General features: G+C 32.5%; 19 protein-coding genes. 3 read left to right on the forward strand and 16 right to left on the reverse strand.

The genetic code is table 11. The features are described 5' to 3' along the window. The 4 genes from rsmB to ISP02_RS07680 all read right to left on the reverse strand — a co-directional run bounded on the left by rsmB (window position 1) and on the right by ISP02_RS07680 (window position 3,607). Window positions 1-1,311: a 16S rRNA (cytosine(967)-C(5))-methyltransferase RsmB gene (rsmB, locus tag ISP02_RS07665; RefSeq protein ID WP_195720989.1), complete on the reverse strand. Its 1,311-nt coding sequence runs from the start codon at window positions 1,309-1,311 to the stop codon at window positions 1-3. Continuing rightward, window positions 1,308-2,240, reverse strand: coding sequence for a methionyl-tRNA formyltransferase (gene fmt, locus ISP02_RS07670; RefSeq protein WP_195720990.1), 933 nt, complete (start codon window positions 2,238-2,240; stop codon window positions 1,308-1,310). The genes rsmB and fmt overlap by 4 nt, the downstream gene beginning before the upstream one ends. Continuing rightward, window positions 2,233-2,721 (reverse strand): peptide deformylase, encoded by a 489-nt coding sequence (locus ISP02_RS07675; protein ID WP_195720991.1) that lies wholly within the window; start codon window positions 2,719-2,721, stop codon window positions 2,233-2,235. Before ISP02_RS07675 ends, fmt begins: the two co-directional genes overlap by 8 nt. A gap of 193 nt (window positions 2,722-2,914) precedes the next feature. Continuing rightward, window positions 2,915-3,607, reverse strand: coding sequence for a GNAT family N-acetyltransferase (locus ISP02_RS07680; RefSeq protein ID WP_195720992.1), 693 nt, complete (start codon window positions 3,605-3,607; stop codon window positions 2,915-2,917). 847 nt (window positions 3,608-4,454) lie between these two features. On the opposite strand from ISP02_RS07680, the gene ISP02_RS07685 reads away from it, so the two are divergent. Beyond that, entirely contained in the window at window positions 4,455-5,444 is a 990-nt protein-coding gene (locus ISP02_RS07685) for a glycosyltransferase family 2 protein (protein ID WP_195720993.1), read from the forward strand. Window positions 5,445-6,651: 1,207 nt separating this feature from the next. Next, a complete protein-coding gene (locus ISP02_RS07690; RefSeq protein ID WP_195720994.1) occupies window positions 6,652-8,145 on the forward strand; it encodes a glycosyltransferase in 1,494 nt (497 codons plus the stop codon). Between the two features lie 266 nt (window positions 8,146-8,411). On the opposite strand, the gene priA is transcribed toward ISP02_RS07690, so the two are convergent. The 4 genes from priA to gmk form a co-directional block, all read right to left on the reverse strand. Further along, a complete protein-coding gene (gene priA, locus ISP02_RS07695) occupies window positions 8,412-10,820 on the reverse strand; it encodes a primosomal protein N' (RefSeq protein ID WP_195720995.1) in 2,409 nt (802 codons plus the stop codon). Between the two features lies 1 nt (window position 10,821). After that, complete coding sequence (gene coaBC, locus ISP02_RS07700) at window positions 10,822-12,036, reverse strand: bifunctional phosphopantothenoylcysteine decarboxylase/phosphopantothenate--cysteine ligase CoaBC (RefSeq protein ID WP_195720996.1); 1,215 nt, start codon at window positions 12,034-12,036, stop codon at window positions 10,822-10,824. A gap of 188 nt (window positions 12,037-12,224) precedes the next feature. Further along, entirely contained in the window at window positions 12,225-12,428 is a 204-nt protein-coding gene (gene rpoZ, locus ISP02_RS07705) for a DNA-directed RNA polymerase subunit omega (RefSeq protein WP_195720997.1), read from the reverse strand. Continuing rightward, on the reverse strand, window positions 12,428-13,051 hold the full coding sequence (gmk, locus tag ISP02_RS07710) for a guanylate kinase (protein ID WP_195720998.1): 624 nt from the start codon (window positions 13,049-13,051) through the stop codon (window positions 12,428-12,430). Before gmk ends, rpoZ begins: the two co-directional genes overlap by 1 nt. Window positions 13,052-13,208: 157 nt before the next feature. Between gmk and ISP02_RS07715 the strand changes: the two genes are divergently transcribed. Further along, on the forward strand, window positions 13,209-14,909 hold the full coding sequence (locus ISP02_RS07715) for an Rqc2 family fibronectin-binding protein (protein WP_195720999.1): 1,701 nt from the start codon (window positions 13,209-13,211) through the stop codon (window positions 14,907-14,909). 554 nt (window positions 14,910-15,463) lie between these two features. Here the strand turns inward: ISP02_RS07715 and ISP02_RS07720 are convergent. The 8 genes from ISP02_RS07720 to ISP02_RS07755 all read right to left on the reverse strand — a co-directional run bounded on the left by ISP02_RS07720 (window position 15,464) and on the right by ISP02_RS07755 (window position 24,334). Then, window positions 15,464-15,871, reverse strand: coding sequence for a VOC family protein (locus ISP02_RS07720; protein WP_195721848.1), 408 nt, complete (start codon window positions 15,869-15,871; stop codon window positions 15,464-15,466). A gap of 81 nt (window positions 15,872-15,952) precedes the next feature. Continuing rightward, the gene (locus ISP02_RS07725) at window positions 15,953-16,798 is read right to left on the reverse strand and encodes a YitT family protein (protein ID WP_195721000.1); all 846 of its coding nucleotides are present in this window, start codon (window positions 16,796-16,798) and stop codon (window positions 15,953-15,955) included. A gap of 413 nt (window positions 16,799-17,211) precedes the next feature. Continuing rightward, window positions 17,212-17,394 carry a hypothetical protein gene (locus ISP02_RS07730; RefSeq protein WP_195721001.1) on the reverse strand — a complete coding sequence of 61 codons (183 nt, stop codon included), beginning with the start codon at window positions 17,392-17,394 and terminating at the stop codon, window positions 17,212-17,214. A gap of 25 nt (window positions 17,395-17,419) precedes the next feature. After that, window positions 17,420-18,031 (reverse strand): orotate phosphoribosyltransferase, encoded by a 612-nt coding sequence (pyrE, locus tag ISP02_RS07735; protein ID WP_195721002.1) that lies wholly within the window; start codon window positions 18,029-18,031, stop codon window positions 17,420-17,422. A 1-nt stretch (window position 18,032) separates the two neighbouring features. Beyond that, entirely contained in the window at window positions 18,033-18,725 is a 693-nt protein-coding gene (gene pyrF / locus ISP02_RS07740; RefSeq protein ID WP_195721003.1) for an orotidine-5'-phosphate decarboxylase, read from the reverse strand. A gap of 68 nt (window positions 18,726-18,793) precedes the next feature. Beyond that, window positions 18,794-21,967, reverse strand: a complete 3,174-nt coding sequence (gene carB, locus ISP02_RS07745; RefSeq protein ID WP_195721004.1) for a carbamoyl-phosphate synthase large subunit — start codon at window positions 21,965-21,967, stop codon at window positions 18,794-18,796. Next, window positions 21,960-23,060 carry a carbamoyl phosphate synthase small subunit gene (locus ISP02_RS07750; RefSeq protein WP_195721005.1) on the reverse strand — a complete coding sequence of 367 codons (1,101 nt, stop codon included), beginning with the start codon at window positions 23,058-23,060 and terminating at the stop codon, window positions 21,960-21,962. Before ISP02_RS07750 ends, carB begins: the two co-directional genes overlap by 8 nt. Beyond that, window positions 23,060-24,334, reverse strand: a complete 1,275-nt coding sequence (locus ISP02_RS07755) for a dihydroorotase (RefSeq protein WP_195721006.1) — start codon at window positions 24,332-24,334, stop codon at window positions 23,060-23,062. Before ISP02_RS07755 ends, ISP02_RS07750 begins: the two co-directional genes overlap by 1 nt.

Raw genomic sequence — 24,334 nt, forward strand, 5'->3', positions numbered from 1 at the left:
TTAGCTGTCCTTCCGTCTTATTTTTGTTATAAAGAAACCATCAGAGTTGAAATCTTGGGGTAGTATTTGTAATGTTTTAACTTTATCGCCAGTTCTAGGGTCTGTAAATGTTTCAAATTCAAATTCTTTATTATTTTTCAAAAATGTATAAATAACATTTTCATTTTCTAATTGTTCTATAGTGCAAGTAGAATAAATTAATGTACCACCGGGTTTTACGTTGTCTTTTACATTATCTAAGATAGCTAATTGTGTAGTCACTAAACTATCTATCGTTGCTTTACTTTGTTCGTATTTAATTTCTGGCTTATGGCGTAACACACCTAAACCGCTACATGGGGCATCAACTAAAATCTTATCATACACTTTATCATAGTTTTCTGTTGCATCGTGTGTATAGCTCAAAATGTTAGATAATCGTAACTTTTTAGTATTAAAGTTAATTAGCTCAATTTTATGTTCATGGATATCAGTAGCTTCGATGTGACCTTCATTATTCATTAGTTCTGAAAGGTGGCAAGCTTTGCCACCTGGTGCACTACACGCGTCTAAAATAACATCTTCTTTTTCAGGTGATACGATTTGTCCCACTAACATAGAACTTTTATCTTGAATCGAAACTAATCCGTCTTTAAAAATACGTGACTCAATAATGGGTTTCCCGCTTAAATGCAAACACACATCAACATGGTCGTCTTGTAAGACAGAAAAACCTTCATCTTCTAATCTTGAAATCGTGTCAGCTATCGTTATTCTTGTCGTATTTACCCTTACTGTTTGCTCTACTTTCTCTAACAATGACTTAGCAATATCTTCTGTCTGTTCTATACCATAATGTGTTGTCCAATGGTCAACAAGCCATTTAGGCAAACTATATTGGATAGCAATTCTTTTTTTGTTATCAGTAATTTCTTCGAATTTAGGTAACTCATTACGCATAATATTACGTAAAATTCCATTCACCACATTACCGTTATGCGGTCCACCTTTATATTTAGCAATTTCTACTGCTTCATTAATAATGGCATGTTCGGGAATCTTATCTAAATAAACATATTGGTAAATGCTCATCCATAATAATTGACGTACCCATCCTTTAATTTTTGTATTAACGAAAGGTTTTAAAATATAATCTAATGAGTATTTTCTTGCTAAAGTGCCATATACTATTTCCGTATATAAATTTTTGTCTGCTCTGTTCATTTCAGTATTTGATAAAGTCTCATTAATAATAATATTACTGTACGCTTTATCATTAATTATAGCTTGCAATGTTTCAAATGCATGCATTCTTACAGGTATTTCTGTCATGTTAATTCCTTCCCAACTAACGATGTTTGAACACCGCTTAAATAATTTGCCGCAAGCATACGTTTTTTTCCTGAAATTTGAATATCTGTTAAAGCAATCGCATCTTGTGATTCTGTACCTACTATAATGGCCTTTTTAGTAGTTTCTATAATTTCACCTGGTTGCCCACCTTTATTATTTACAATATGTGCAGCGTATATTTTCATATTTGCGCCATCCATTATTGTATAGGAGACAGGCCATGGTGATAAACCTCTAATGTGATTATATATAGCTTGAGCAGATTGATGCCAATTAATTTTTTCATCTTCTCTACTAATATTAGAAGCAAATGTTGCTTGGCTATCATCTTGCGCTTGCCTACTATTTGTACCATTTATAATTTGTGGCAATATTTCTTTTAATAAATCAGCACCTAAGAAGCTTAATTTATCATGCATCGTCCCCACATCATCTTGTTGTTCAATATCAATTGCACGCTGAGCTATGATATCTCCCGCGTCTAATTTTTCAGCCATATACATAATCGTAATGCCCGTTTGTGATTCGCCATCTATAATGGCTTGATGTATAGGTGCGCCCCCCCTATATTTGGGTAATAAAGAAGCATGCACGTTTATTGCACCTAGCCTAGGTGATTTTAAAAGTTTTTCTGGTAATAGTTGCCCAAACGCAGCTGTCACTATTAAATCGGCATCTAATGCTATAAGTTGTCCCAATTCTTCAGACTGAGTCAATTTTTCTGGTTGATAAATAGGTAAGCCGTGTTTTATGGCAATTTCTTTAACAGGCGGTGGCGTCATTTTTTTCTTTCTACCTACTGGTCTATCTGGTTGAGTCACAACCGCTATAACATTATGTTCTGCTAAAAGCATTTCTAATATTTTTGTTGAAAAGTCAGGTGTTCCCATAAAAATTACATTACTCATGATTAAAATACGCCTCCATCTCAGATTCAGTCATTAACCGCGTTACTCGTTCAGTAAATAAAATTCCATTAAAATGATCTACCATATGTAATATCATTCTAGCTACATCATCATAGGCCGTTAACTCTACTTCATTGCCCTCTTTATCATTACTCTTTACGACTATCATCTTACTTCTTGTTACTTCTCCATATACATCAGGTAAACTAATTGAACCTTCGAGTTCAGTAATTTTTTCATCCGACTGACTTACGATTTGTGGATTGATCAATTGTAGTAACCCATCTATTTCCATATCAATTATAGCAACTTGTTTATCAATACCAACTTGTGGTGCACATAATGCCGAAGCTTCTTGCTTATACATGGTATCTTCTATATCTAATAATAATTGGTTGAGCTCTTCATTAAAATTCTTAACTGGACTAATTTTTCTTGACAACAATGGATGTTGTTTAGAAACTAAGTGCTTAATTGTCATCGGTAAGACACCTCTCAAAATTCATCATATAATTATAACTTATCTCACTTAAAATTGCGACCGTTACTAAATATAACTTTTTCACAAGTTATATTGACATTCTTTAATTAATCATTTCACTTTTTAATTCATTAAAAATAAGCATTCAAGTAAAAGTTATCACTTTTACTTAAAAATGCTTGTCACTTTATAATTATTGAATATTTAAACTATGACGTTGGTTACCATCTTCATCAAAATTATCTGCAGCTAACCATTGTTCATATTTTTGTTTAATACTTGGCCATTCACTATCTAACATAGAAAACCATGCTGTATCTCTATTACGTGTTTTATAAATTTTATGTTGTCTAAATATACCTTCGTAAGTAAAGCCTAAACGTTTCGCACTGTTCATAGAAGGATTGTTCAAACTATCACATTTCCATTCATATCTACGATAACCTAATATATCAAACACATAACTTGCTAATAAAAAATGTGCCTCAGTCGCGATTCGAGTGCGCTTTAAAATATTAGAAAAATGAATATGACCCACTTCAATAGAAGCATCGATAGGATTGATACGTAATAAAGAAAATTCCCCTAACGCTTTATTAGACTTTTGGTCAATAATTGCTAAAAAATATGGATCATCTGATTTAATTTGTTTTTCTATATACTGTTTAAATAATGACTTATCATTTATCTGTTCTTCAGTAAGATACGTCCAATTTGAAGCGTCTTCTTCCAAACTAAATTGGCTAAATAAATCATCTATATGTTGTTCATTTAACTTTTCTAAACGACAATATTGCCCATTTAAAAGACTTACTTCTGGAAAAGATGGCTTGGTAAATGTTTCTAAATTTTCTCCTATTGGTTGATTAAATTGATTATATCTCATTTATTACACCTACTATCATTTAATTTGGATTAGTATTACTAAATAAATTGACTGAGCATTATGGCGATTGAAGAGAAAAGGCGAATAATTATTAAACCATATTATATCTTATTTAAATATCATAAACCAGATATTTAAAGTGACATTATATAAAGTCGAATTTTAGTGTTATTTATTGATAATTATACAACTTTTACTTATTATTAAATTATCATATAGGGCTCTGTTGAGGCAATTTAGCGAAACTTTGCTATTGTTTTATACATAATAGTAAATGTTACAAACAGTAAGCTAACAAGTCGGTTTGATTATGCTATATTAATCAAATTTATTTAAAATTGAACTACTTAACGCGAAACCAAAGTGTCTCATACAGTAAACTTAGTGATAACTTCATAGAAGCATTAAAACATATTAGTATATATGTAATATTTGTTAAACAATAACATCGGAGTAATTGAATTTTATATTACTTATATAGTAGATAAAGATATATATTAAGTTGTATTATCCTATTTCATCATGCAGTTTAATAAAGATTATATGTACCAAAGATACAATTATAGAAAATTTTGAAATTGAGAAAAATTCATTTACCGTAATTTAATTTACATCAGACATCCAAGACCAATCATAATTTAGCAAACATATATTTAGAGAACACGCTTATGAACTTCATGCTTTTAATAAGCTTGTATAGAGTCACAGTATGATTGGCTAAATCAACATACTGTGACTCTATTTATGTATTGGAAACTGTGTTTTAACAAATTATAGAAACTAATATTTTTTAGCTACTTAAAGTTTTAGTAAGTAATGAAAATATAGTTAAGGGTGATTTAGTTAAATGAAAAAAGTCAGTGTAATAATGCCAACATATAACAATGAAGATTGTATAAGACGTTCGATAGAATCGGTAATCAATCAAACGATGCATACTCAAGATTACGAATTAATTATCGTAGATGATTGTTCAACTGATAACACATTAGACATTATCGAAAACTACGCTCGACAATACAATGATTTCATTCGTGTTAAGCAATTAAATGTTAATAGTGGGAGTGCTAGTATTCCAAGAAATACGGGGCTTGAATTGAGTAACGGAGAATATGTGTTCTTTTTAGATTCGGATGATTACATTCATAAAAAAACGCTTAAAGATTTATACAATTATGGTGTTAAACATGATAGTGATTTAATAATAGGTAAATATGGCGTAGAAGGTAAAGGACGTGGCGTACCTAAAGCTATTTTCGAAAAAGGTAATGTTCCAAAAGCTGAAATTATTCAGAATAGTATATTTTATGCACTATCTGTTTTAAAAATGTTTAGAAAAAGTGTTATACAAGAGCATAATATTAAATTTAAAGCAGATGCCAAAACGGCTGAAGATCAATTATTCACAGTTAAATTTTTAATGAATTCACGTAACTATGCTATAAAAACTGACGTTGAATATTATGTTGTCGTCAATAATTTTGAGCATAGAACGCATTTAACTTCTAGCCATAGTACCGGTAGTGAATACTTTGCGACGATAAAAGAGATTTATAAAGCAATCTATAACAGTACAATTTATACAGACGCAGATACACGTGATGAATTCGCAGGTAAATTTACGACTCGCTTATTGAGACATGGTCGTAACAAAAATTTTGCACTCAGTCAGATGTGTTATGAAGATAAAATTGAATGGTTAAAACATTATTCAGTAACGCTAAATGAACTACCTAGATCTATGGATAAATACGTAACACAAAGCTTTAATATCAAATTAGAAGCCATTAGACAAAATAATATAATAGGCGTAATGCTGGCAGATAAATTATTATAAATAGCACTAAAAAATTAAAAAAGTAGCTAATCAATTGGGTGAATTTTTCAACCGGTTAGCTACTTTTAATGAAAATGTATTATTTTAATCAGCTATTTTATAGTTATAAAATAATTTAATAACTATAAACATTTCAGATCCAGTATCAAGTTTTAAACAAACCACTTCTATAATATAAACGATAGACAATTTTTAACTTTAGTTTCGAATAGTGACTCTTCTCTTTTCATGGACTACCCTTTATTTAAATCTGTTTATTTGTATCTGCCTATGACACTATTTTTTCAAGAAATTTGCAACGTTCATCATTTTTAAAACACATTTCAGAATATTTATTTGGTAATTTTATACTGAATTAATAATTAGATAAATAACAATAGATTAATAATTCTATATGTCCAATTACTAAGTATGAATTATCAGTGATTTAATGAATAGGCCATTTAAATAAAAAAGACCACCCAATTAAGGGTGGCTGTCTGAGTATTTGTCTGGATATATACCCTAGGGCATAAACTAGACAAACATTCATCAAATACGCCCTAAGGCATACTAATGTATCATACAACATTTTCATTAATAAAGCTATCATTAATTTAGCAAGACCTACTTATAAAAACAACTCATTGCTTAAAAATTTTTTGAGTTATACTGCTGACCTCTTGTTCATTAACCTTTTTTCAACAATGCCTAAAACTAATATACTTCAATTTTGTTTATACCCATAAGAACAACAATAATATTTCCTAAGTTCTTAAAAGGATTTAAAAATGTTTCATGTCATCGATTTTGATATAATAGCTTAGCTTTATATACAAAACAATAAATACTTTAGAAAAAAACTAAAAATTATGCATTTGAAATATGTATATATAAGGATAGCATAATTAAGAACAATTAAAATATTGTTTAATATTTTAATATTAGTTATGTTAATATAATAATAAAATAAATGATATTTGCTTAACAACAACGAACAATTTGCTCAATACATAGCATTGCTATCCAAAGAAGTGATCATCGTAAAATGACATAGGGTAAACATATTAATCAGAAAGTTTTAGTTAGAAAACTGAATGTATTAAAAACGATAAAACATTACACAATGAAAGATGGCTTTGATGAATACTATTGAGGGATACGTATTCAAAACTAGCCTTTACAAGTATCGAAATTTGTAAAAAAACATATATAAAGGGGATATTATATGATTTACACAGTTACAACTACCCTACCGCTAAATCATGGTGGTAGAACTAAGTCTTTACTAAGTAGAATAAAATTACTCGACAAAGAACTTAATATACCTACTAAAATATTAACGACTAATTATAACATTGAATACCTAGAGGTATATAAACTATTTTTAGAAGAAGAAAAAGTAACTAGTAATATTCAATATGAAAATATATACGATTGGTTGTCGGGCTTTAACTTATTAATTAATCCTAAGACAAAGTTCTTAAAAAAAGACACTTATATAGAAACATCTTATGAAATCGAGGGATTACGTAGCGAAATGGTTAAAAACGCTAGTGCCGTGCGCTATTTTGATGGAGAAAATTATGTTTTATATAGGAAATTTTATGATGATTCGAAGATACTAGAATTCGAAGATTTCATGTCACCAATCAGCAAAACGAAGGTACAACGCTGGCAGTATAACAAACACGGTATTTTACATAGAAAACATTACTATTCTCATAGTACGAAGCAGAAAATATTAGAAGAATATTTTGATGTTGATGGTAATATATACTGTAAAAAAATGTATGAAGATAATAAGAACAATGATTTAATTTATATTCAGACTTATCAACAGAATCGGCCTCATAAGACTTTTGCTTCTGAACGACAATTTTTCAAATATTATTTTGATTCTAGATTCTCTGATAACGACACAGTATTTTGTGATGCTAGAGCATTGGATGCTCCATTATTAAATCAATCAAACCAAACGCACAACATACTAGTTTTTCATAGTAGTCATTTAAATGATGATAAGATAAAAGCTTCTTTTAAATTCGCACTAAATAATTCAAATAAGGTTGCAAAATATATCGTTTTAACTCATAAACAAAAAAATGATATCCAAAACATTGCATCAATCGAATCCGAAAAAATTAGCATCATTCCACATTTTATACAACAAAAGGATATTAATGAACATATAGAACAAGAAAATAGGTTTATTTTCTTAGGACGTCTAGGCGTTGAGAAGCAACTTGACCACATTATTAAAGCGTATAATGAATTTTTGCAAAGCGGGTATACAACTAATCTTGTTATTTTCGGTAAAGATGAATTTCATCAAAAAGCAAAGCTTGAAAAACTAATTAAAGATTATGGCATACAAGATAAAGTAAGTATTAATGACTATACAAATAATCCAACAATAGAATTTCAAAAATCTAAAGCCTCTTTATTAACTAGTAAATTTGAAGGATTTGCATTATCAGTTATGGAAAGTATCAATGTAGGATGTCCTGTTATATCCTACGACATTAAATATGGGCCATCAGAGATTATAAACCATAATGAGAATGGCTATCTTGTGGAAGCTAATAATATATCTCAATTAGCTAATTATATGGAAAAGATTATTGAAACACCGTTACCTAATGTAAAAACAAAGCCAGAATTAAAATATGATTCCGCAATAGATAACTATAAAAGATTATTTTCATCACTAAATAATTAATATTATACGTTTAAATCAAGCTATGGGCATTTAGCGATGCCCTATTTATTTTTATCTTTTATTGGGATGAAGTTGCTATACACTGCTTTAAATATGAAATTGGGATTTGTTACTAAGAAACAACACTGTTTAAGAGAGTTATAACAGTCTACATAAAACAAGAAAGGCAGTCATTTAAATGACTGCCCTTTTTTTGCCCTTTTTATATTTTATAGAAACTCTCAAACCCTTGTGAATATTGTTTTTAAGCCATTTATATCGATACATTACATCATCATATTAGGATTGATATCAATCTTCAGTGCTAATTTATGTTTCAAATACTGATCATGATAATAGTCATCTAAGTATTGTAAAGCTTGATGTAGCGCTGGTTCATTCTTATATTTAATAAGTATTTGGAAGCGGTACTCGTTATTTATTCTAGATAACGCTGCAGGTGACGGCCCTAAAACAAATGCTTTATCCGATATGTGTTGCAATAAAATCTGATGTATATGTTTGGAAGCTTCCATTACCTTTTTCATATCTTGGTGTGCAATAGTAAAATTAATTAAAAAGAAATATGGTGGATATTTACCTAACTTTCTATAATTCATTTCTTTTTCATAAAACGCTAAATAATCATTGAGTTGCACGTCTTTAATTGCATAATGCTCTGGGTTGTAAGTTTGAATTAAAACTTCGCCTTCTTTATCATGTCGGCCTGCTCTACCCGCAACTTGGGTTAACAACTGAAACGTACGTTCACTTGAACGAAAATCAGGTAAGTTTAACATCGTATCAGCATTTAACACACCAACAAGCGTAATATTTGGAAAGTCTAATCCTTTAGCTATCATTTGTGTGCCCAATAAGATATCGCCTTTGCCTTCACCAAAATCATTTAACAGTTTTTCATGGGCACCTTTTCTAGAAGTTGTATCCACATCCATACGAATAATATTTGATTGTGGAAATTCGCGTTGTAATAGTTCTTCAACTCGTTGCGTGCCTGTACCAACTTGTCGTATATGTTCGCTTTCACAGTTTGAACATAAATTAGGTGGTGTTTCTTGATAACCACAATAATGACATTTTAGTTGATCCGCCGACTTATGGTAAGTTAATGAAATATCACAATTAGGACATTGTGGTACGTGACCACAATCTCTACAAAGCATAAATGAAGCATATCCACGACGATTTAAGAATAAAACGATTTGTTCTTTTTTGTCCAAACGTATTTGAATAGCCTCACGTAATTTATTAGAAAACATTGAACGATTGCCTTCACTTAATTCGGCTCTCATGTCTACTATTTCTATTTCCGGCATAGCTTGGTTATTAACTCTACTAGGCAATGGTAATAAGTCATATACTTTTTTATCGGCACGAGCGTAAGTTTCTAAACTTGGTGTTGCGCTCCCCAAAATCAATGGACAATTGTGGTATTGGCTACGCCACTGAGCTATATCTCTCGCATGATAGCGAGGATAGTCTTCTTGTTTATATGATGATTCATGTTCTTCATCGATAATAATCATGCCTAAATTTTTAAATGGCGCAAATACGCTAGAACGAGCTCCTACGCTTACTCGGGCACGCCCGTCGCGGATTTTTTGCCATTCGTCATAGCGTTCTCCTTTTGATAAACCAGAGTGAAGCACCGCAACATCATCTCCAAAACGGCGTTTAAAACGCAATACCATCTGGGGTGTTAATGCGATTTCAGGTACTAACATCATAGCTTCTCTGCCAAGTTCTAACACCTCTTCTATAGTATGCAAATACACTTCAGTTTTCCCAGACCCAGTAACACCATGCAGTAAAAATGTTTGATGTTCATGTGCATTAACTTTTGCTGAAATTGCATCAAATGCTTGTTGTTGTGACTCTGTTAAAACTTGCTTGGATTCTTGTTCAAACACTCGTGTTTCGAATGGATCACGTTCTACTACAGTGTCATATTTTTCGACGTATCCCTTTCTAGCAAGCGTATCAATACTTGATTTAGATAATCCCATTGCTTCTATATCTTTCAATAATACTGTATGATGTTTTTCATCTATTAAGTAGGCATATAAGTCATACTGTTTAACAGATTTTTCAAGAGACTGTAACACCTCATCATAGTCAAATCCGTCTGTAACTTTTACTGCCCGCTGCTGTTTCTTAGATGTGTTTTGTGACAATATCGTTTCTTCTGTAATTGTACCTTGGTTTAAATATTGAACAAGTTCAGTTATATCTTCATTACTTTGTGCTTCTTTATATAAATAATATCCATCTTTATTAAATTTGCTCACTAATGATTGTGGCAAAAGTTGTTCATCATTTAGTTTAAAAACTTTAGTATATTTTGCTTTTATAGCGCTTGGTAACATAACTTCCAACATGGATATACGCTTTGTCACAAAATATTGACTATACCATTCACTCAACTCTATTAATTCGGATGTTAATTCGGGTTTAATATCTTGAACTTCTTTAATTTCTTTTAATTTTGAGATATCAAGTTGTTCATCATATGTTTCAGTCATTGACATTACATACCCTTGAATCGTTCTTGGACCAAATGGCACAATTACTCTCATACCAACTTGTAGGATAGATTGTAATCGTGTCGGAATAATATAATCAAACGTGAAATCAACACTTTTAGATGGTATATCAACGATTACTTTAGCTATCATGTTATTGCCACCTTGCTTCTAGTTCATTTAATATTTTGTCAGCGAGCGCCAGCTTAGTATCTTTACCCAATCGCACAGCATCTGTCGTAGCGAAATGCATCGTGTAGTCATTATCATCCGAACTGAATCCAATGGATTGGTCCCCCACATTATTAGCAATCACTACGTCAGCATTTTTCTTGGCTAATTTTTGTTGTGCATAGTCATCGATATTTTGAGTTTCTGCCGCAAAACCAACTAAATATTGATGCGTTTTATGCTCTCCTAAATATTTTAAAATATCAGGTGTCCGTTTGAATGTTACCGATAATTCACCATCTTGTTTCTTTAACTTATGATTCAATGTTTCACTAGGTGTATAATCAGAAACTGCTGCTGCCTTAAATACAATATCTAATTGGTCATATCTCGAGGAAACAGCTCTGAACATTTCTTCTGCACTTTGCACTTTGACTAATTTAATATTTTTGTGCTTTGGATGAGGTAAATGTGTAGGCCCACTGACGAGTGTCACGTTAGCACCACGTTTAGCTAAAGACTCTGCTAAAGCATAACCTATCTTACCTGAAGAACGGTTTGATAAATACCGTACCGGATCAAGCACTTCAATCGTTGGCCCAGCAGTAACTAAAGCATTTTTACCATTAAATGTACTGTGTTCGATTTCAGTTTCTAATTGCTCATTATTAATAAATTGTTCTATTTTAGTTAATATTTGTAATGGTTCTTCCATTCTTCCTTTAGCGACGTAACCACATGCTAAATATCCCTCACCTGGTTCAATAAAATGATATCCATCTTCATTTAACGTCGCCATATTATGTTGCGTTCTTTTATTTTCGTACATGTGAACATTCATGGCAGGTGCAATAAATTTAGGCGTCTCCGTAGCTAATAAAGTCGATGTAACCATGTCATCAGCTATACCATTACTTAATTTAGCAATAGTGTTAGCTGTTGCTGGTGCTATAATAATGATATCCGCCCAGTCTCCAAGTGCCACGTGTTGTATTTCTTGTGGATTTTGTTCAAAAAACGTGTTTGTGTAAACGGGGTTTCTACTAATGGCTTGGAATGATAAAGGAGTAACAAATTCTTGGGCATTGTCTGTTAACATGACACGCACATCATAACCAGCTTGAGACAATTTACTAGTTAAATCTATTGCTTTGTAGGCTGCGATTCCACCAGTAACTGCTAATAATATATTTTTCATGATAAAGTTACCTCCATATAACTCAATTCAACTCACACTAATGCATTAATTTATTATGACAGTGTTGATTTTTAACGTTCTCATTTTACTTTCATGGCTCATTATACACAAAACTTTGGTATTATAAAAAAGACACACCTCGAAATTAAAGGCATGTCTTACTACATTTTTAGTATTAGCTTAGAAATTTAGTTTTGTAAGCCGTCTGGGTATACTTTACCTTCGGCGATTTCTTCTAACGCTCTGCCGACAGATTTTTTTGAACTGTAACGTTCAAGTAATTCTGTATCTTCTACATCTTCTAATTCACGCGCACGTTTAGCAGCAGTTGTAGCGATTAGGTATTTAGAGTTAATTTTAGCAGTTAATTGATTTAATGGTGGGTATAGCATTATTTTTTTGCCTCCAATATCATTTTTCTATATCTTGCTTCTATGCGTTCTCTTTTTAAATGTTCCGCTTCTACGATAGATTGAATACGTTGTTTTGCTAAATCAACTTCATCATTAACAACTACGTAATCATATAAATTCATCATTTCGACTTCGTTTCTTGCCTCTTTTACTCGACTTTGAATTTTTTCATCAGATTCAGTACCACGACCGATTAACCGTTCACGTAAATGGTCCAAACTTGGTGGAGCGAGAAATATAAATAGAGCATCAGGAAATTTTTTACGTACTTGTTTGGCTCCTTCAACTTCAATTTCTAAAAATACATCATATCCTTGATCCATAGTATCTTTAACATACTGAACAGGAGTCCCGTAATAGTTTCCTACATACTCAGCATATTCTATAAATTGATCTTGTTTAATTAACTCTTCAAATTCAGCTTTAGATTTGAAAAAGTAATCAACACCATCAACTTCTCCAACACGCATTTCACGTGTAGTCATTGATATAGAATATTTGTAAGATGTAGATGGATCATCGAATATTTTCTTTCTAACTGTACCTTTACCAACGCCAGATGGTCCAGATAGTACTATCAACAAACCTTTCTCATTATCCATTCCTTATAACCTCTCTAAGCTATACTGTATTATTTACATATGATACCATAATAAAGCTTTAATTGTATAGCATACTTATAACAATCTTTACCTATGACCAATTGATTACTACATGTTACAATAAAATGAATGACTTAAAATAAGGTGGCTGACTTAAATGGCATATGATGGCTTATTCACGAAAAAAATGATTGAATCTCTACAGTTTTTAACAACAGGTAGAATTCATAAAATCAATCAACCTGAAAATGACGCGATAATTATGGTGGTTCGTCAAAATCGTAAAAACCACCAACTATTGTTATCTATACACCCAAGTTTTTCTAGGTTACAACTAACAAATAAAAAGTATGATAATCCATTCGATCCGCCTATGTTTGCACGTGTGTTTCGTAAACACTTAGAGGGTGGCTTTATTAAAGCAATCAGACAAATCGGCAATGACCGCCGAATTGAGATTGATGTAGAAAGTAAAGACGAAATTGGAGATACGATTTATCGTACCGTTATTCTTGAAATTATGGGTAAACATAGTAACTTAATTCTCGTCGACGATAATAGGAAAATCATCGAAGGCTTCAAACATTTAACTCCAAATACCAATCAATATCGTACCGTTATGCCTGGTTTTCAGTACGAAACTCCGCCTACTCAAAATAAGATTAACCCATTTGATATTTCTGGTGAAGAAGTCACTCAATATATCGACTTTAATAGTGGGAAAATCGCTAAACAATTACTGAATCATTTTGAAGGCTTCAGTCCTTTAATAACAAATGAGATTGTTAGTCGCAGAAAATTTATAACGCAAAGTACATTACCTGCTGCTTTTGATGAAGTATTAGCCGAAGTAAAAGCTGCGCCGATACCTGTCTTTCATAAAAATCATAAAACAGGTAAAGAAGATTTTTACTTCATGAAGTTACAACAATTTCATGATGATATGATTGAATATGATTCATTAAATGAATTGTTAGACCGATATTATGAAGCACGTGGAGAAAGAGAACGTGTTAAACAACGTGCAAATGATTTAGTGAAGTTTGTACAACAACAATTGCATAAATATCAAAATAAATTAAGTAAGTTAATTGATGAACAAGAAGGTACGAAAGAAAAAGACACACAACAACTATATGGTGAATTAATCACCGCCAATATATATCGTATTAATCAAGGTGATGAGTATGTAACGGTTCTCAATTATTATACGAATGAAGAAGTAACTATACCACTTAATCCAACTAAATCACCATCAGTCAATGCGCAACATTATTACAAACAATATAATAGATTAAAAACGCGTGACCGTGAGTTGAACAAACAGATAGTGTTAACCAAAGAAAACATTACTTACTTTGAAAATATCGAACAACAATTAGCGCACATTACAGTTAATGAAATCGATGACATTAGAGACGAATTAGCTGAACAGGGCTTTATGAAACAACGTAAACAAAGTAAGAAAAAGAAAAAATCAGAGCTTAAATTACAAAGTTATGTGGCAACGGATGGTACCCCAATACTAGTAGGTAAAAATAACAAACAAAATGACTATTTAACAAACAAGAAAGCAAATAAAAATCATATTTGGTTTCATACAAAAGATATACCAGGTTCTCACGTAGTTATTTTAAATGATATTCCTAGCGAAGAAACTATAAAAGAAGCGGCTATGTTAGCAGGTTATTTCTCCAAAGCAGGAAGTTCAAGTCAAATTCCGGTGGATTATACTGAAATTAAACATGTTCATAAACCTTCAGGTGCTAAACCTGGGTTTGTAACGTACGATAATCAAAAAACATTATTTGTTACACCAGATTATGATCACATACAACAAATGAAAAGCAATGACTAATAAGAGTTTGGGGCATAATTTCCAAACTAGTAGCACTTACATGATTTCTAAATAGAAATCATGTAAGTGCTATTTTTGTTTTAATACTATATATTATATAATTTACTTTCCTATTTCTATTCTCCACCTGTAGTTCTTCTCCCTTAGGAATTGAACTAATGTTATTGTCCCCTATAACAACTGTGGCTTTAGCCTATCCCAACTTAAATTGTCTGTTAAAACTGATTAAAATCAATTATCTTGTGGTCAAGGCCCTGGTATCAAGAAACATGTTATTTATGCTAGATTTACAAAATCCATACAACACTCACATATGATTGTATTAGAATATCACTACAAAAAATAAGATTATAATATAACTCCACTAAAACTTCCCTATGAAAGCTATTTAAATTTCACATGACTGTCAGTTAGAGAAATAAATATAAACATTAGTAGATTAAGCTACCAAATAAGTTCATAAAAAAACGTCAGTTGCTATATTATCTCGATAGGGATTGACGTTTTTACTTTAGTAAGAGATATTTATGTCTCAGACATTTCTTCTTATTTTATTATTTTTCTGGTAATGCTAGTTGGAAATTAACGCCAAATTTGTCCACTATCCAAGTGAACTCTCTAAATGTAGGTGGCATTTCAGTTTTCGGCATTAATATAGCACCACCACTTTTTAATTTACTGAATAATTGTTCCATCTCCATCGTACTTTCAACAGTCACGTATAAAGACATGGCAGGTGTCATATCAATATCTACACCGTTCACATTATCGATGGCCATCAATACTTGATCTTTGATTCTAAATATTGCATGTTGCACCGCTCCAGACATTTCTCCACTTTCTTCACTGTATTTAACTAATGTTAAAATTTCAGCATCATCAAATGCACTTACGTATAAATTTATTGCTTCTTCTGCATTACCATTGAACATTAAAAAAGTTGTAACTTTAGGTATAATCATCATTTTACCCCTTTCTCCATTTGCTATCTAATAATCATCATAACTATATTATTAATATAAATCGAGCCTAGGCCTTTATAGCTAATTCATATTCATAAAGCCATTTCCTAACACGTCACGTACATCATGTATTACTAAAAATGCATTTTCATCGATTTCACTAACCATGCTTTTAACGCGCGTCACTTGAGATTGAGGGACGACGACATATAGCATACTCGTTTCATTTTTGCCGTAGCCGCCTTTACCATTTAATATTGTAGAACCTCTTCCGGTAAAAGAATTAATGACATTACTGATGTCTTCACTTTTATTCGAAATAACAGTAACAGCCTTTTTAGGATTGAATCCTTCTATAATAAATGAAGTGGCACGTTCTGTAATAAATAACATAATAATTGTGAATAGTACGTTTTTTAAAGGTAATACAAGTAAAAAAGATAATACAACTAAACCATCTAAAATAAAAATACCTTGAGATGTTTTAACATCAAAATATTTATTTAGCATTTTAGCAACGACTGACGTACCACCAGACGTACTACCAGCCGCGATGATAAAACCACTACCAATACCAATGAACACACCACCAAATATTGAGCTAATCACAAAATCATGAATACCTAAATTAAGATTTTCTGTTAAATGTAAAAAGAAAGATAACGCTGTATTCGTAATGAAAGTATATACTGCAGTAGCTTTACTTAAAAATTTCCATCCTACGATAATAACTAACGTATTAATGATTAATGAGGTCACGGCCGGGGAAAATCCAAGCGTATATTTAAGCGCTAGTGAAATACCAATTGTGCCTCCGTCACCCATATTAGCTCCTAAAATAAAAAAGCTAACGCCAAGTGCGTTGATAAATGATCCAATAATACAAAAGAGTATATTTTTATAGTGATCTTTGATTAATTTTTTCATACACCGCTCCTAACGATAATTAATTATCCATTGTAAATGCTCTTACTATGTTAAAATATGAATACCATAATTATTAAAATGGTAATTACTTCATTATTGATAAAAATTTGAAAAAGTCGTACGTAAATTAGTAACAGTTTAACGTAAGCAATTATATACAATTACTCATTTCAATGTCACTATCAAAATATGTTTTATGCATTTATACAATCAAAGAGTGTGACTGTTATTATGACAATATTTACATTATATAAATTATTGGAGGTTCGGTAACATGATCTATATAATTTCATTATTAGTAGCAGCAGTTTTCATATTATTAGGTTATATCTTAACAAAAATTTTCATACGCTAAATATTAAAAAGAGAGCGAGACTTAAGTGAATACTTAGTCTCGTTCTCTTATCTAGCTATTAAATATGACCTTTAGCTTTAATGTCTGATTTTGCTTTTTTAAATATGTTTTTATCTGAAGCTGAAGATAACCGTTCATTTTGATCATCTACTTTATGATCATTACGATAATCGACAGTTTTAGATAAAAATTTGTTAATATGAGAAAATTGTCGGTAAACATCGTGTGGGTTGTTTGACATGATATTACCCCCTCTACTTAACATTTTATGCTAAGTTATCTCTCCATTCAACTAATGTCTTAATATCTTGCTCTGAAATTTCACCATTATCTTTGGCAAGTTCTATTAATTCATTATAGTCGCTTAAAGTGTAAAATGGAATACCTGCCTCGTTAAATAATTCTTTTGCTTTATTTAAACCATAAGTAAAAATAGCTACAACACCTAAGACTTCAGCTCCGGCTTCTTTTAATGCATTCACTGCCGTGATTGAAGAACCTCCAGTTGAAATCAAATCTTCAATAACAACGATTTTTTTCCCTTCACTTAATGCGCCTTCGATTTGATTTTGTTTACCATGACTTTTACTTTTAGAACGCACATAGTTCATTGGTAAATTTAAAACTTCAGAAACATAAGCCGCATGAGGAATACCAGCTGTTGCAGTACCTGAAACAATTTCGACATTTGAAAATTTTGTATTTATTAAATCACATAGACCATCTCTAATTTCAGTTCTCACTTTTGGATAGCCTAAAGTTACCCTGTTGTCGCAATAAATTGGCGACTTAATTCCTGAACTCCATGTAAATAAATCATTCGGTGAAAGTGAAACTGCTCCAATATCTAATAACGATTGAGCTATACGTTTTGTCATATTAACCTAACCAACTTTCTTTAATTTTGTGATAACTAGCAACTGGGTCGTCGCTTTGTGTTATTGGTCTACCTACAACGATATGTGTAGAGCCCATTTTTTTAGCATCTTCCGGTGTCGTTACTCGTTTTTGATCGTCTGTTTTACTGTCTAAAGGACGTATACCTGGCGTAACTTTTAAAAATGACTTCCCTAAATGACGTTTCAACATAGCAGTTTCAAGCGGTGAACAAACCACGCCGTCCAATCCAGATTTTTGAGCTAAGCTAGCATAATTTAATACCGCTTCGTCCATCGTAGATTTAATGTTTTGTTGTTCATTTAACATTTCTTGAGACGTTGATGTTAATTGCGTTACTGCAATGATTTTAATATCCGTATTATGCTTACGAATGCCTGAAACAGCTTGTTCCATCATTGTCGTACCACCTGCTGCATGAACATTCACTAAATCGACATCAAGTTTACTTAGGCCTTCCATTGCTTTTCCTACAGTATTAGGAATATCATGCAATTTTAAATCCAGAAAAATATCATGGTCACGCGCTTTTATAGATTTAATAAGTTGTGGTCCTGTTTGATAAAATAACTCCATACCAACTTTAACAAATAATGGTTCGTCAAATTTATCTAAAAAATTATTTACTGCAGTTTCAGTGTCAAAATCGAGTGCAATAATTGGTAATTGCTTCACTTATATAGGCCCTCCTCACTTAACTTGTATAAAATTTAAACATTGTAATAACTACATTTTATATTAAATTACATATTTGCCATGTTAAATGTCATGCTTTCGATAACATTTGTTAAAGCGTTAGCAGTATCTAGTGAAGTAAGACAAGGAATGCCATTTTCAACGGTAGTTCGTCTAATTTGGAAGCCATCTCTTTCGACCTCTTTACCTTTAGTCATCGTATTAATAACTATTTGAACTTCTTCGTTTTGGATACGTGTCAACAAGTCATCTTCGTTACCAATTTTACCAACAATTTCAGCTGGAATATCTTGCTCAGCTAATTTCGAAGCTGTCCCTTGTGTAGCTAATATTCTATAGCCAACTTCATGTAATCTATTAGCGATATCAATAATTTCTTCTTTATCTTTATCACTAACTGTAATCAAGACTGTACCATGGTCTTTTACTTCAACACCACTAGCTGTAAGACCTTTATACAATGCTTTTTCCATTGTTAAGTCTTTACCCATGACCTCTCCAGTTGATTTCATTTCAGGTCCGAGCGTAATATCAACGTTTTTCAATTTATTAAAGCTGAATACCGGTGCCTTAACAAATACGCCTTCAGTATAAGGTTGAATACCTTCTTTGAAGCCTAAATCTTTTAATTTATCGCCGATAATCGCACGCATAGCTAATTGTGCCATTTGGATGTCTGTAATTTTACTTAAGAATGGTACTGTACGGCTAGATCTTGGATTTACTTCTAGTACATATACGCCATCGTGTGCTATTACAAATTGGATATTAATTAAACCTACAATATTTAAGCCTTTAGCTAAACGAATTGTAAAATCTTCAAGCGTATAAATCTCATTTTGAGTCAATGTTTGTGGTGGATAAACAGCAATAGAATCTCCAGAGTGTACACCCGCACGTTCAATGTGCTCCATAATACCTGGAATAATTACTGTTTCACCATCTGAAATAGCATCTACTTCTATTTCTTTACCAGTTAAATATCTATCTACCAACACTGGATGATCTGGACTTGCTTTAACTGCTTGGTTCATATAATTTTCAAGTTCATCATCACTATTGACGATTTCCATTGCTCTACCACCAAGAACGTATGATGGTCTAACTACGACTGGATAACCTATCTCGCGTGCATTTGTTAATGCTTCCACAGGTGAAGTCGCGGTTTTACCTTTAGGTTGTGGCACATCAATCGTATGCAACAATGCTTCAAACTCTTTTCTATCTTCTGCTCGATTTAAATCATCTAATGAAGTTCCTAAAATTTTGACACCTTTATTGCTTAATTTGTCCGCTAAGTTAATCGCTGTTTGACCACCGAATTGGACAACAACGCCGCTCGGTTGTTCTAAATCAATAATATTCATGACATCTTCTTCGGTTAAAGGTTCGAAATAAAGTTTATCTGAAATTGAAAAGTCAGTAGACACAGTTTCAGGGTTATTGTTAACGATAATTGCCTCATAGCCTGCATCTTGTATCGCCCATACAGCGTGAACTGTCGCATAGTCAAATTCCACACCTTGACCGATACGAATCGGACCAGAACCTAATACTAAGATTTTTTCTTTATCAGTCACGATTGACTCATTTTCATGTTCATAAGTACCGTAATAATAAGGTGTTGTCGATTCAAATTCAGCTGCACAAGTGTCGACCATTTTATATACAGGTTGAATACCATTTTCTTGTCTTAATGCATAGACTTCTTCTTCTGTCATATCAAATCTATGTGCAATAACACGGTCACTGAAACCATAATTTTTAGCAAATTTTAAATAATCAATATCGCCTTTATTCGCTTTCAAGTCATGTTCAATATCGATAATATGTTGAAATTTATTTAAGAAGAAATAGTCGATTTTTGTTAATTCATGTATTTCTTCTAATGTTGTTCCTCGACGAATGGCTTCTCCAATAAAGAATAAGCGTTCATCATCTTGGTCTTGTATTCTTTCTTTAATATAAGACAAATCAAAAGTCTCGCCATTTGGTAATCCTAAATGGTGTACACCATATTCTAATGAACGAATAGCTTTTAATAGTGATTCTTCATAAGTTCTACCAATAGCCATGACTTCGCCCGTAGCTTTCATTTGAGTTCCTAGCACACGTTCACCTTTTTCAAATTTATCGAATGGAAAACGTGGAATTTTAGAAATTACATAATCTAAAGCGGGTTCAAATGCCGCGTACGAAGTACCTGTTACTGGGTTCAACATTTCATCTAATGTTAAGCCAACGGCAATTTTTGCTGCTAATTTTGCGATTGGATAACCAGTTGCCTTAGAAGCTAACGCAGATGAACGAGAAACACGTGGGTTTACTTCGATAATATAATAATTCATAGAGTGAGGATCTAACGCTAACTGAACATTACAGCCACCTTCGATACCCAATGCACGTATAACCTTCAACGATACGTCTCTAAGCATTTGATATTCAATATCCGATAAAGTTTGACTTGGTGCAACTACTACTGAATCTCCTGTATGAATACCTACAGGATCAATATTTTCCATATTACACACTACGATGGCATTATCATTTTTATCACGCATTACTTCATATTCAATCTCTTTAAATCCAGCGATTGATTTTTCAATTAAACATTGTGTAGCTGGGCTATAATGTAAACCATTTGAGACGATTTCATGTAATTCTTCGTCATTATGACAAATACCGCCACCGGTACCTCCCATAGTAAATGCAGGTCTTACGATTAATGGATAGCCTACTTGCTCCTTAAAGTGGAAAGCTTGTTCTACAGTATTAACGATGTCACTTTCAGGCACCGGTACATTCAAGTCATTCATTAATGTTCTAAATAATTCTCTGTCCTCAGCTTGTTGAATTGAATTTAATTCTGTTCCTAATAATTGCACATTATTCGTTTCAAGTACGCCACTATCATGCAATTGAATTGCCATGTTAAGGCCTGTTTGACCACCTAATGTTGGAAGTAAAGCATCCGGTTGCTCTTTTCGAATTATACGAGCAATAAAATCATGTGTTAATGGCTCGATATAAACTTTATCTGCTACTTCTTTATCCGTCATGATTGTAGCTGGGTTCGAGTTAACGAGTATAACTTTGTAACCTTCTTCTTTTAATGCTAAACAAGCTTGTGTGCCTGCATAGTCAAATTCCGCAGCTTGTCCAATAATAATTGGACCAGAACCTATTACTAATATAGATTTAATATCATTACGTTTAGGCATTTGTCATACCCTCCTTCACTTTAAATTCATTAATCATTTCTATAAACTCATCAAATAGATAGTTAGAATCAGACGGTCCTGGACAAGCTTCAGGGTGATATTGTACTGAAAATGCCGGCAAATGTTTGTGTCTTAATCCTTCAACTGTACCGTCATTTATTGCTATATGTGTAATTTCCAAATCAGTTTGCGCTAGTGACTCTTTATCTATAGCATAACCATGATTTTGACTTGTTAAAGCAACTTTGCCAGTTTTCAAATCTTTAACTGGGTGGTTAGCACCGCGATGACCAAATTTCATTTTGAATGATGTAGCACCTTGTGATAGTGCAAATAACTGATGGCCTAGACAAATACCAAAAAATGGTATTTTACCTAAAATATTTTGAATCATTGCAACCGCTACCTGCACTTCTTCTGGATCACCAGGGCCATTGGATAACATCACACCATCGGGAGACATTCTAATGATAGCTTCTGCAGACGTATCATATGGTACTACGGTCACGTTACAACCTCGTGCATTTAATTCCCTCACGATATTTTCCTTTTTACCAAAATCTACTAGCACAACACTGTAGTGGTAACCAGTAGAAATATACGGTGTTTTAGTAGATACAGTAGAAACTTCGTTACGTGGTAATTTTACTGTTTGTAATTGCGCTACTAAACGCTCAATTTCATTTTTATCATCAGTGAATGCAGCTTTTAACACACCATGTTGTCTAATTTTACGAGTGATACTTCTTGTATCCACACCCGAAATACCGGGCACTTTATATTCAACTAAGACTTCGTGTAATGTTTTTTGGTGTCTAAAGTTACTTGGATTTTTACTTGCTTCTTTAACTACTACACCGTTTAATGTTAACGCAAGTGATTCAAAATCATCGCGATTAATGCCATAATTTCCAATTAATGGATAAGTAAATGTAATAATTTGACCTGTGTAAGATGGATCTGAAATCGTTTCTTGATATCCTGTCATTGCAGTATTAAAAACAATTTCACCTATTGTTAAATCGTCAGAACCTAATTTATATCCTTCATAATATGAACCGTCTTCAAGAACAAGATAGCGTTTTTGTAACATTACAGTTCCTCCTTAAATTTAACTTCACCATCTACCATTGTTAATACTGGCGTACCGTATACTTGGTAACCTATAAATGGCGTATTAGAAGCTTTTGAATGAAAGTCCTCAGCTCTGATTTCAGTTTTTTTATCTAAATTAATAATTGTTAAATCTGCTAAGCTGCCTTCTTCTAGCCTGCCATATGGTAAGTCAAACGTTTGTGCAGGTTTTATTGTTAAGTAATCAACAAGTTGTTGTAATGACCAAAAGCCATTTTTAACAAAGTGAGTATATAGCAATGGAAATGCTGTTTCACTGCCTACGATACCAAATGGTGCTTTTACCATTGGTTGCTCTTTTTCTTCCCTAGCATGTGGTGCGTGGTCTGTAGCTATACAATCAATCGTGCCATCTTCTAATGCATTTATTAATGCTTGTCTATCTTCTTTACTTCTTAATGGTGGGTTCATCTTATAAATAGCATTATCACCTGGTACATCATCTTCTGTTAAAAGTAAATGGTGTGGCGTTACCTCTGCAGTTACTTTAATACCTGCCTTTTTAGCATCTCTTATTACTCGTACACTTTCTTTAGTCGATACATGGCACACATGGTAATGTGCATTTGCAGCTTCAGCTAACAGTACGTCTCTAGCTATTTGCACTGCTTCACAAACATTAGGAATACCGGGGATATTTAATTCTTCACTTCTTTTTCCCTCGTGCATAGCACCACCATAGATTAAACTATTATCTTCACAGTGAGCCACAATTGCTTTATTTACTTTTGCCGCTTTTTGCATTGCTTCATACATCATACTAGCTGTTTGAACACCTACGCCATCATCTGTAAATGCAAATGCGCCATTTTCCGCTAAAGCTTTAAAATCGACATGTTCCTTGCCAGCTTGTCTCACAGTAATAGATGCATATGGTAATACTCTGACACTTGCATTGTTATCAATGATGTTATTTAATGCATTTATATTTTCGACATTGTCTGGTACTGGACGTGTATTGGGCATTGGGCATACTGTAGTAAAACCACCTCTAGCGGCTGCTTTAGTACCTGTAGCTATTGTTTCTTTATGTTCGCCACCAGGTTCTCTTAAATGAACGTGAACATCTACTAATCCAGGTGCAACGAATTGACCTTGTGCATCTATAACTTCTACGTCTTGATTAACTTCAATGTTTTGCGCGATTTGTTTAATATGCTTACCATCTATTAAAATCGAACTTTCTTGTAACTCTCCATTATTTAATACTTTAGCGTTTGTTATTAGTTTCAT

This window comes from Staphylococcus durrellii (genome assembly GCF_015594545.1).
Classification (GTDB): domain Bacteria; phylum Bacillota; class Bacilli; order Staphylococcales; family Staphylococcaceae; genus Staphylococcus; species Staphylococcus durrellii.

Excerpts from the sequence above, each read along its gene's own strand:
- rsmB (WP_195720989.1), bottom strand. The coding sequence starts at position 1,311 with ATGACAGAAATACCTGTAAGAATGCATGCATTTGAAACATTGCAAGCT.
- fmt (WP_195720990.1), bottom strand. The coding sequence starts at position 2,240 with ATGAGTAATGTAATTTTTATGGGAACACCTGACTTTTCAACAAAAATA.
- ISP02_RS07675 (WP_195720991.1), bottom strand. The coding sequence starts at position 2,721 with ATGACAATTAAGCACTTAGTTTCTAAACAACATCCATTGTTGTCAAGA.
- ISP02_RS07680 (WP_195720992.1), bottom strand. The coding sequence starts at position 3,607 with ATGAGATATAATCAATTTAATCAACCAATAGGAGAAAATTTAGAAACA.
- ISP02_RS07685 (WP_195720993.1), top strand. The coding sequence starts at position 4,455 with ATGAAAAAAGTCAGTGTAATAATGCCAACATATAACAATGAAGATTGT.
- ISP02_RS07690 (WP_195720994.1), top strand. The coding sequence starts at position 6,652 with ATGATTTACACAGTTACAACTACCCTACCGCTAAATCATGGTGGTAGA.
- priA (WP_195720995.1), bottom strand. The coding sequence starts at position 10,820 with ATGATAGCTAAAGTAATCGTTGATATACCATCTAAAAGTGTTGATTTC.
- coaBC (WP_195720996.1), bottom strand. The coding sequence starts at position 12,036 with ATGAAAAATATATTATTAGCAGTTACTGGTGGAATCGCAGCCTACAAA.
- rpoZ (WP_195720997.1), bottom strand. The coding sequence starts at position 12,428 with ATGCTATACCCACCATTAAATCAATTAACTGCTAAAATTAACTCTAAA.
- gmk (WP_195720998.1), bottom strand. The coding sequence starts at position 13,051 with ATGGATAATGAGAAAGGTTTGTTGATAGTACTATCTGGACCATCTGGC.
- ISP02_RS07715 (WP_195720999.1), top strand. The coding sequence starts at position 13,209 with ATGGCATATGATGGCTTATTCACGAAAAAAATGATTGAATCTCTACAG.
- ISP02_RS07720 (WP_195721848.1), bottom strand. The coding sequence starts at position 15,871 with ATGATTATACCTAAAGTTACAACTTTTTTAATGTTCAATGGTAATGCA.
- ISP02_RS07725 (WP_195721000.1), bottom strand. The coding sequence starts at position 16,798 with ATGAAAAAATTAATCAAAGATCACTATAAAAATATACTCTTTTGTATT.
- ISP02_RS07730 (WP_195721001.1), bottom strand. The coding sequence starts at position 17,394 with ATGTCAAACAACCCACACGATGTTTACCGACAATTTTCTCATATTAAC.
- pyrE (WP_195721002.1), bottom strand. The coding sequence starts at position 18,031 with ATGACAAAACGTATAGCTCAATCGTTATTAGATATTGGAGCAGTTTCA.
- carB (WP_195721004.1), bottom strand. The coding sequence starts at position 21,967 with ATGCCTAAACGTAATGATATTAAATCTATATTAGTAATAGGTTCTGGT.
- ISP02_RS07750 (WP_195721005.1), bottom strand. The coding sequence starts at position 23,060 with ATGTTACAAAAACGCTATCTTGTTCTTGAAGACGGTTCATATTATGAA.
- ISP02_RS07755 (WP_195721006.1), bottom strand. The coding sequence starts at position 24,334 with ATGAAACTAATAACAAACGCTAAAGTATTAAATAATGGAGAGTTACAA.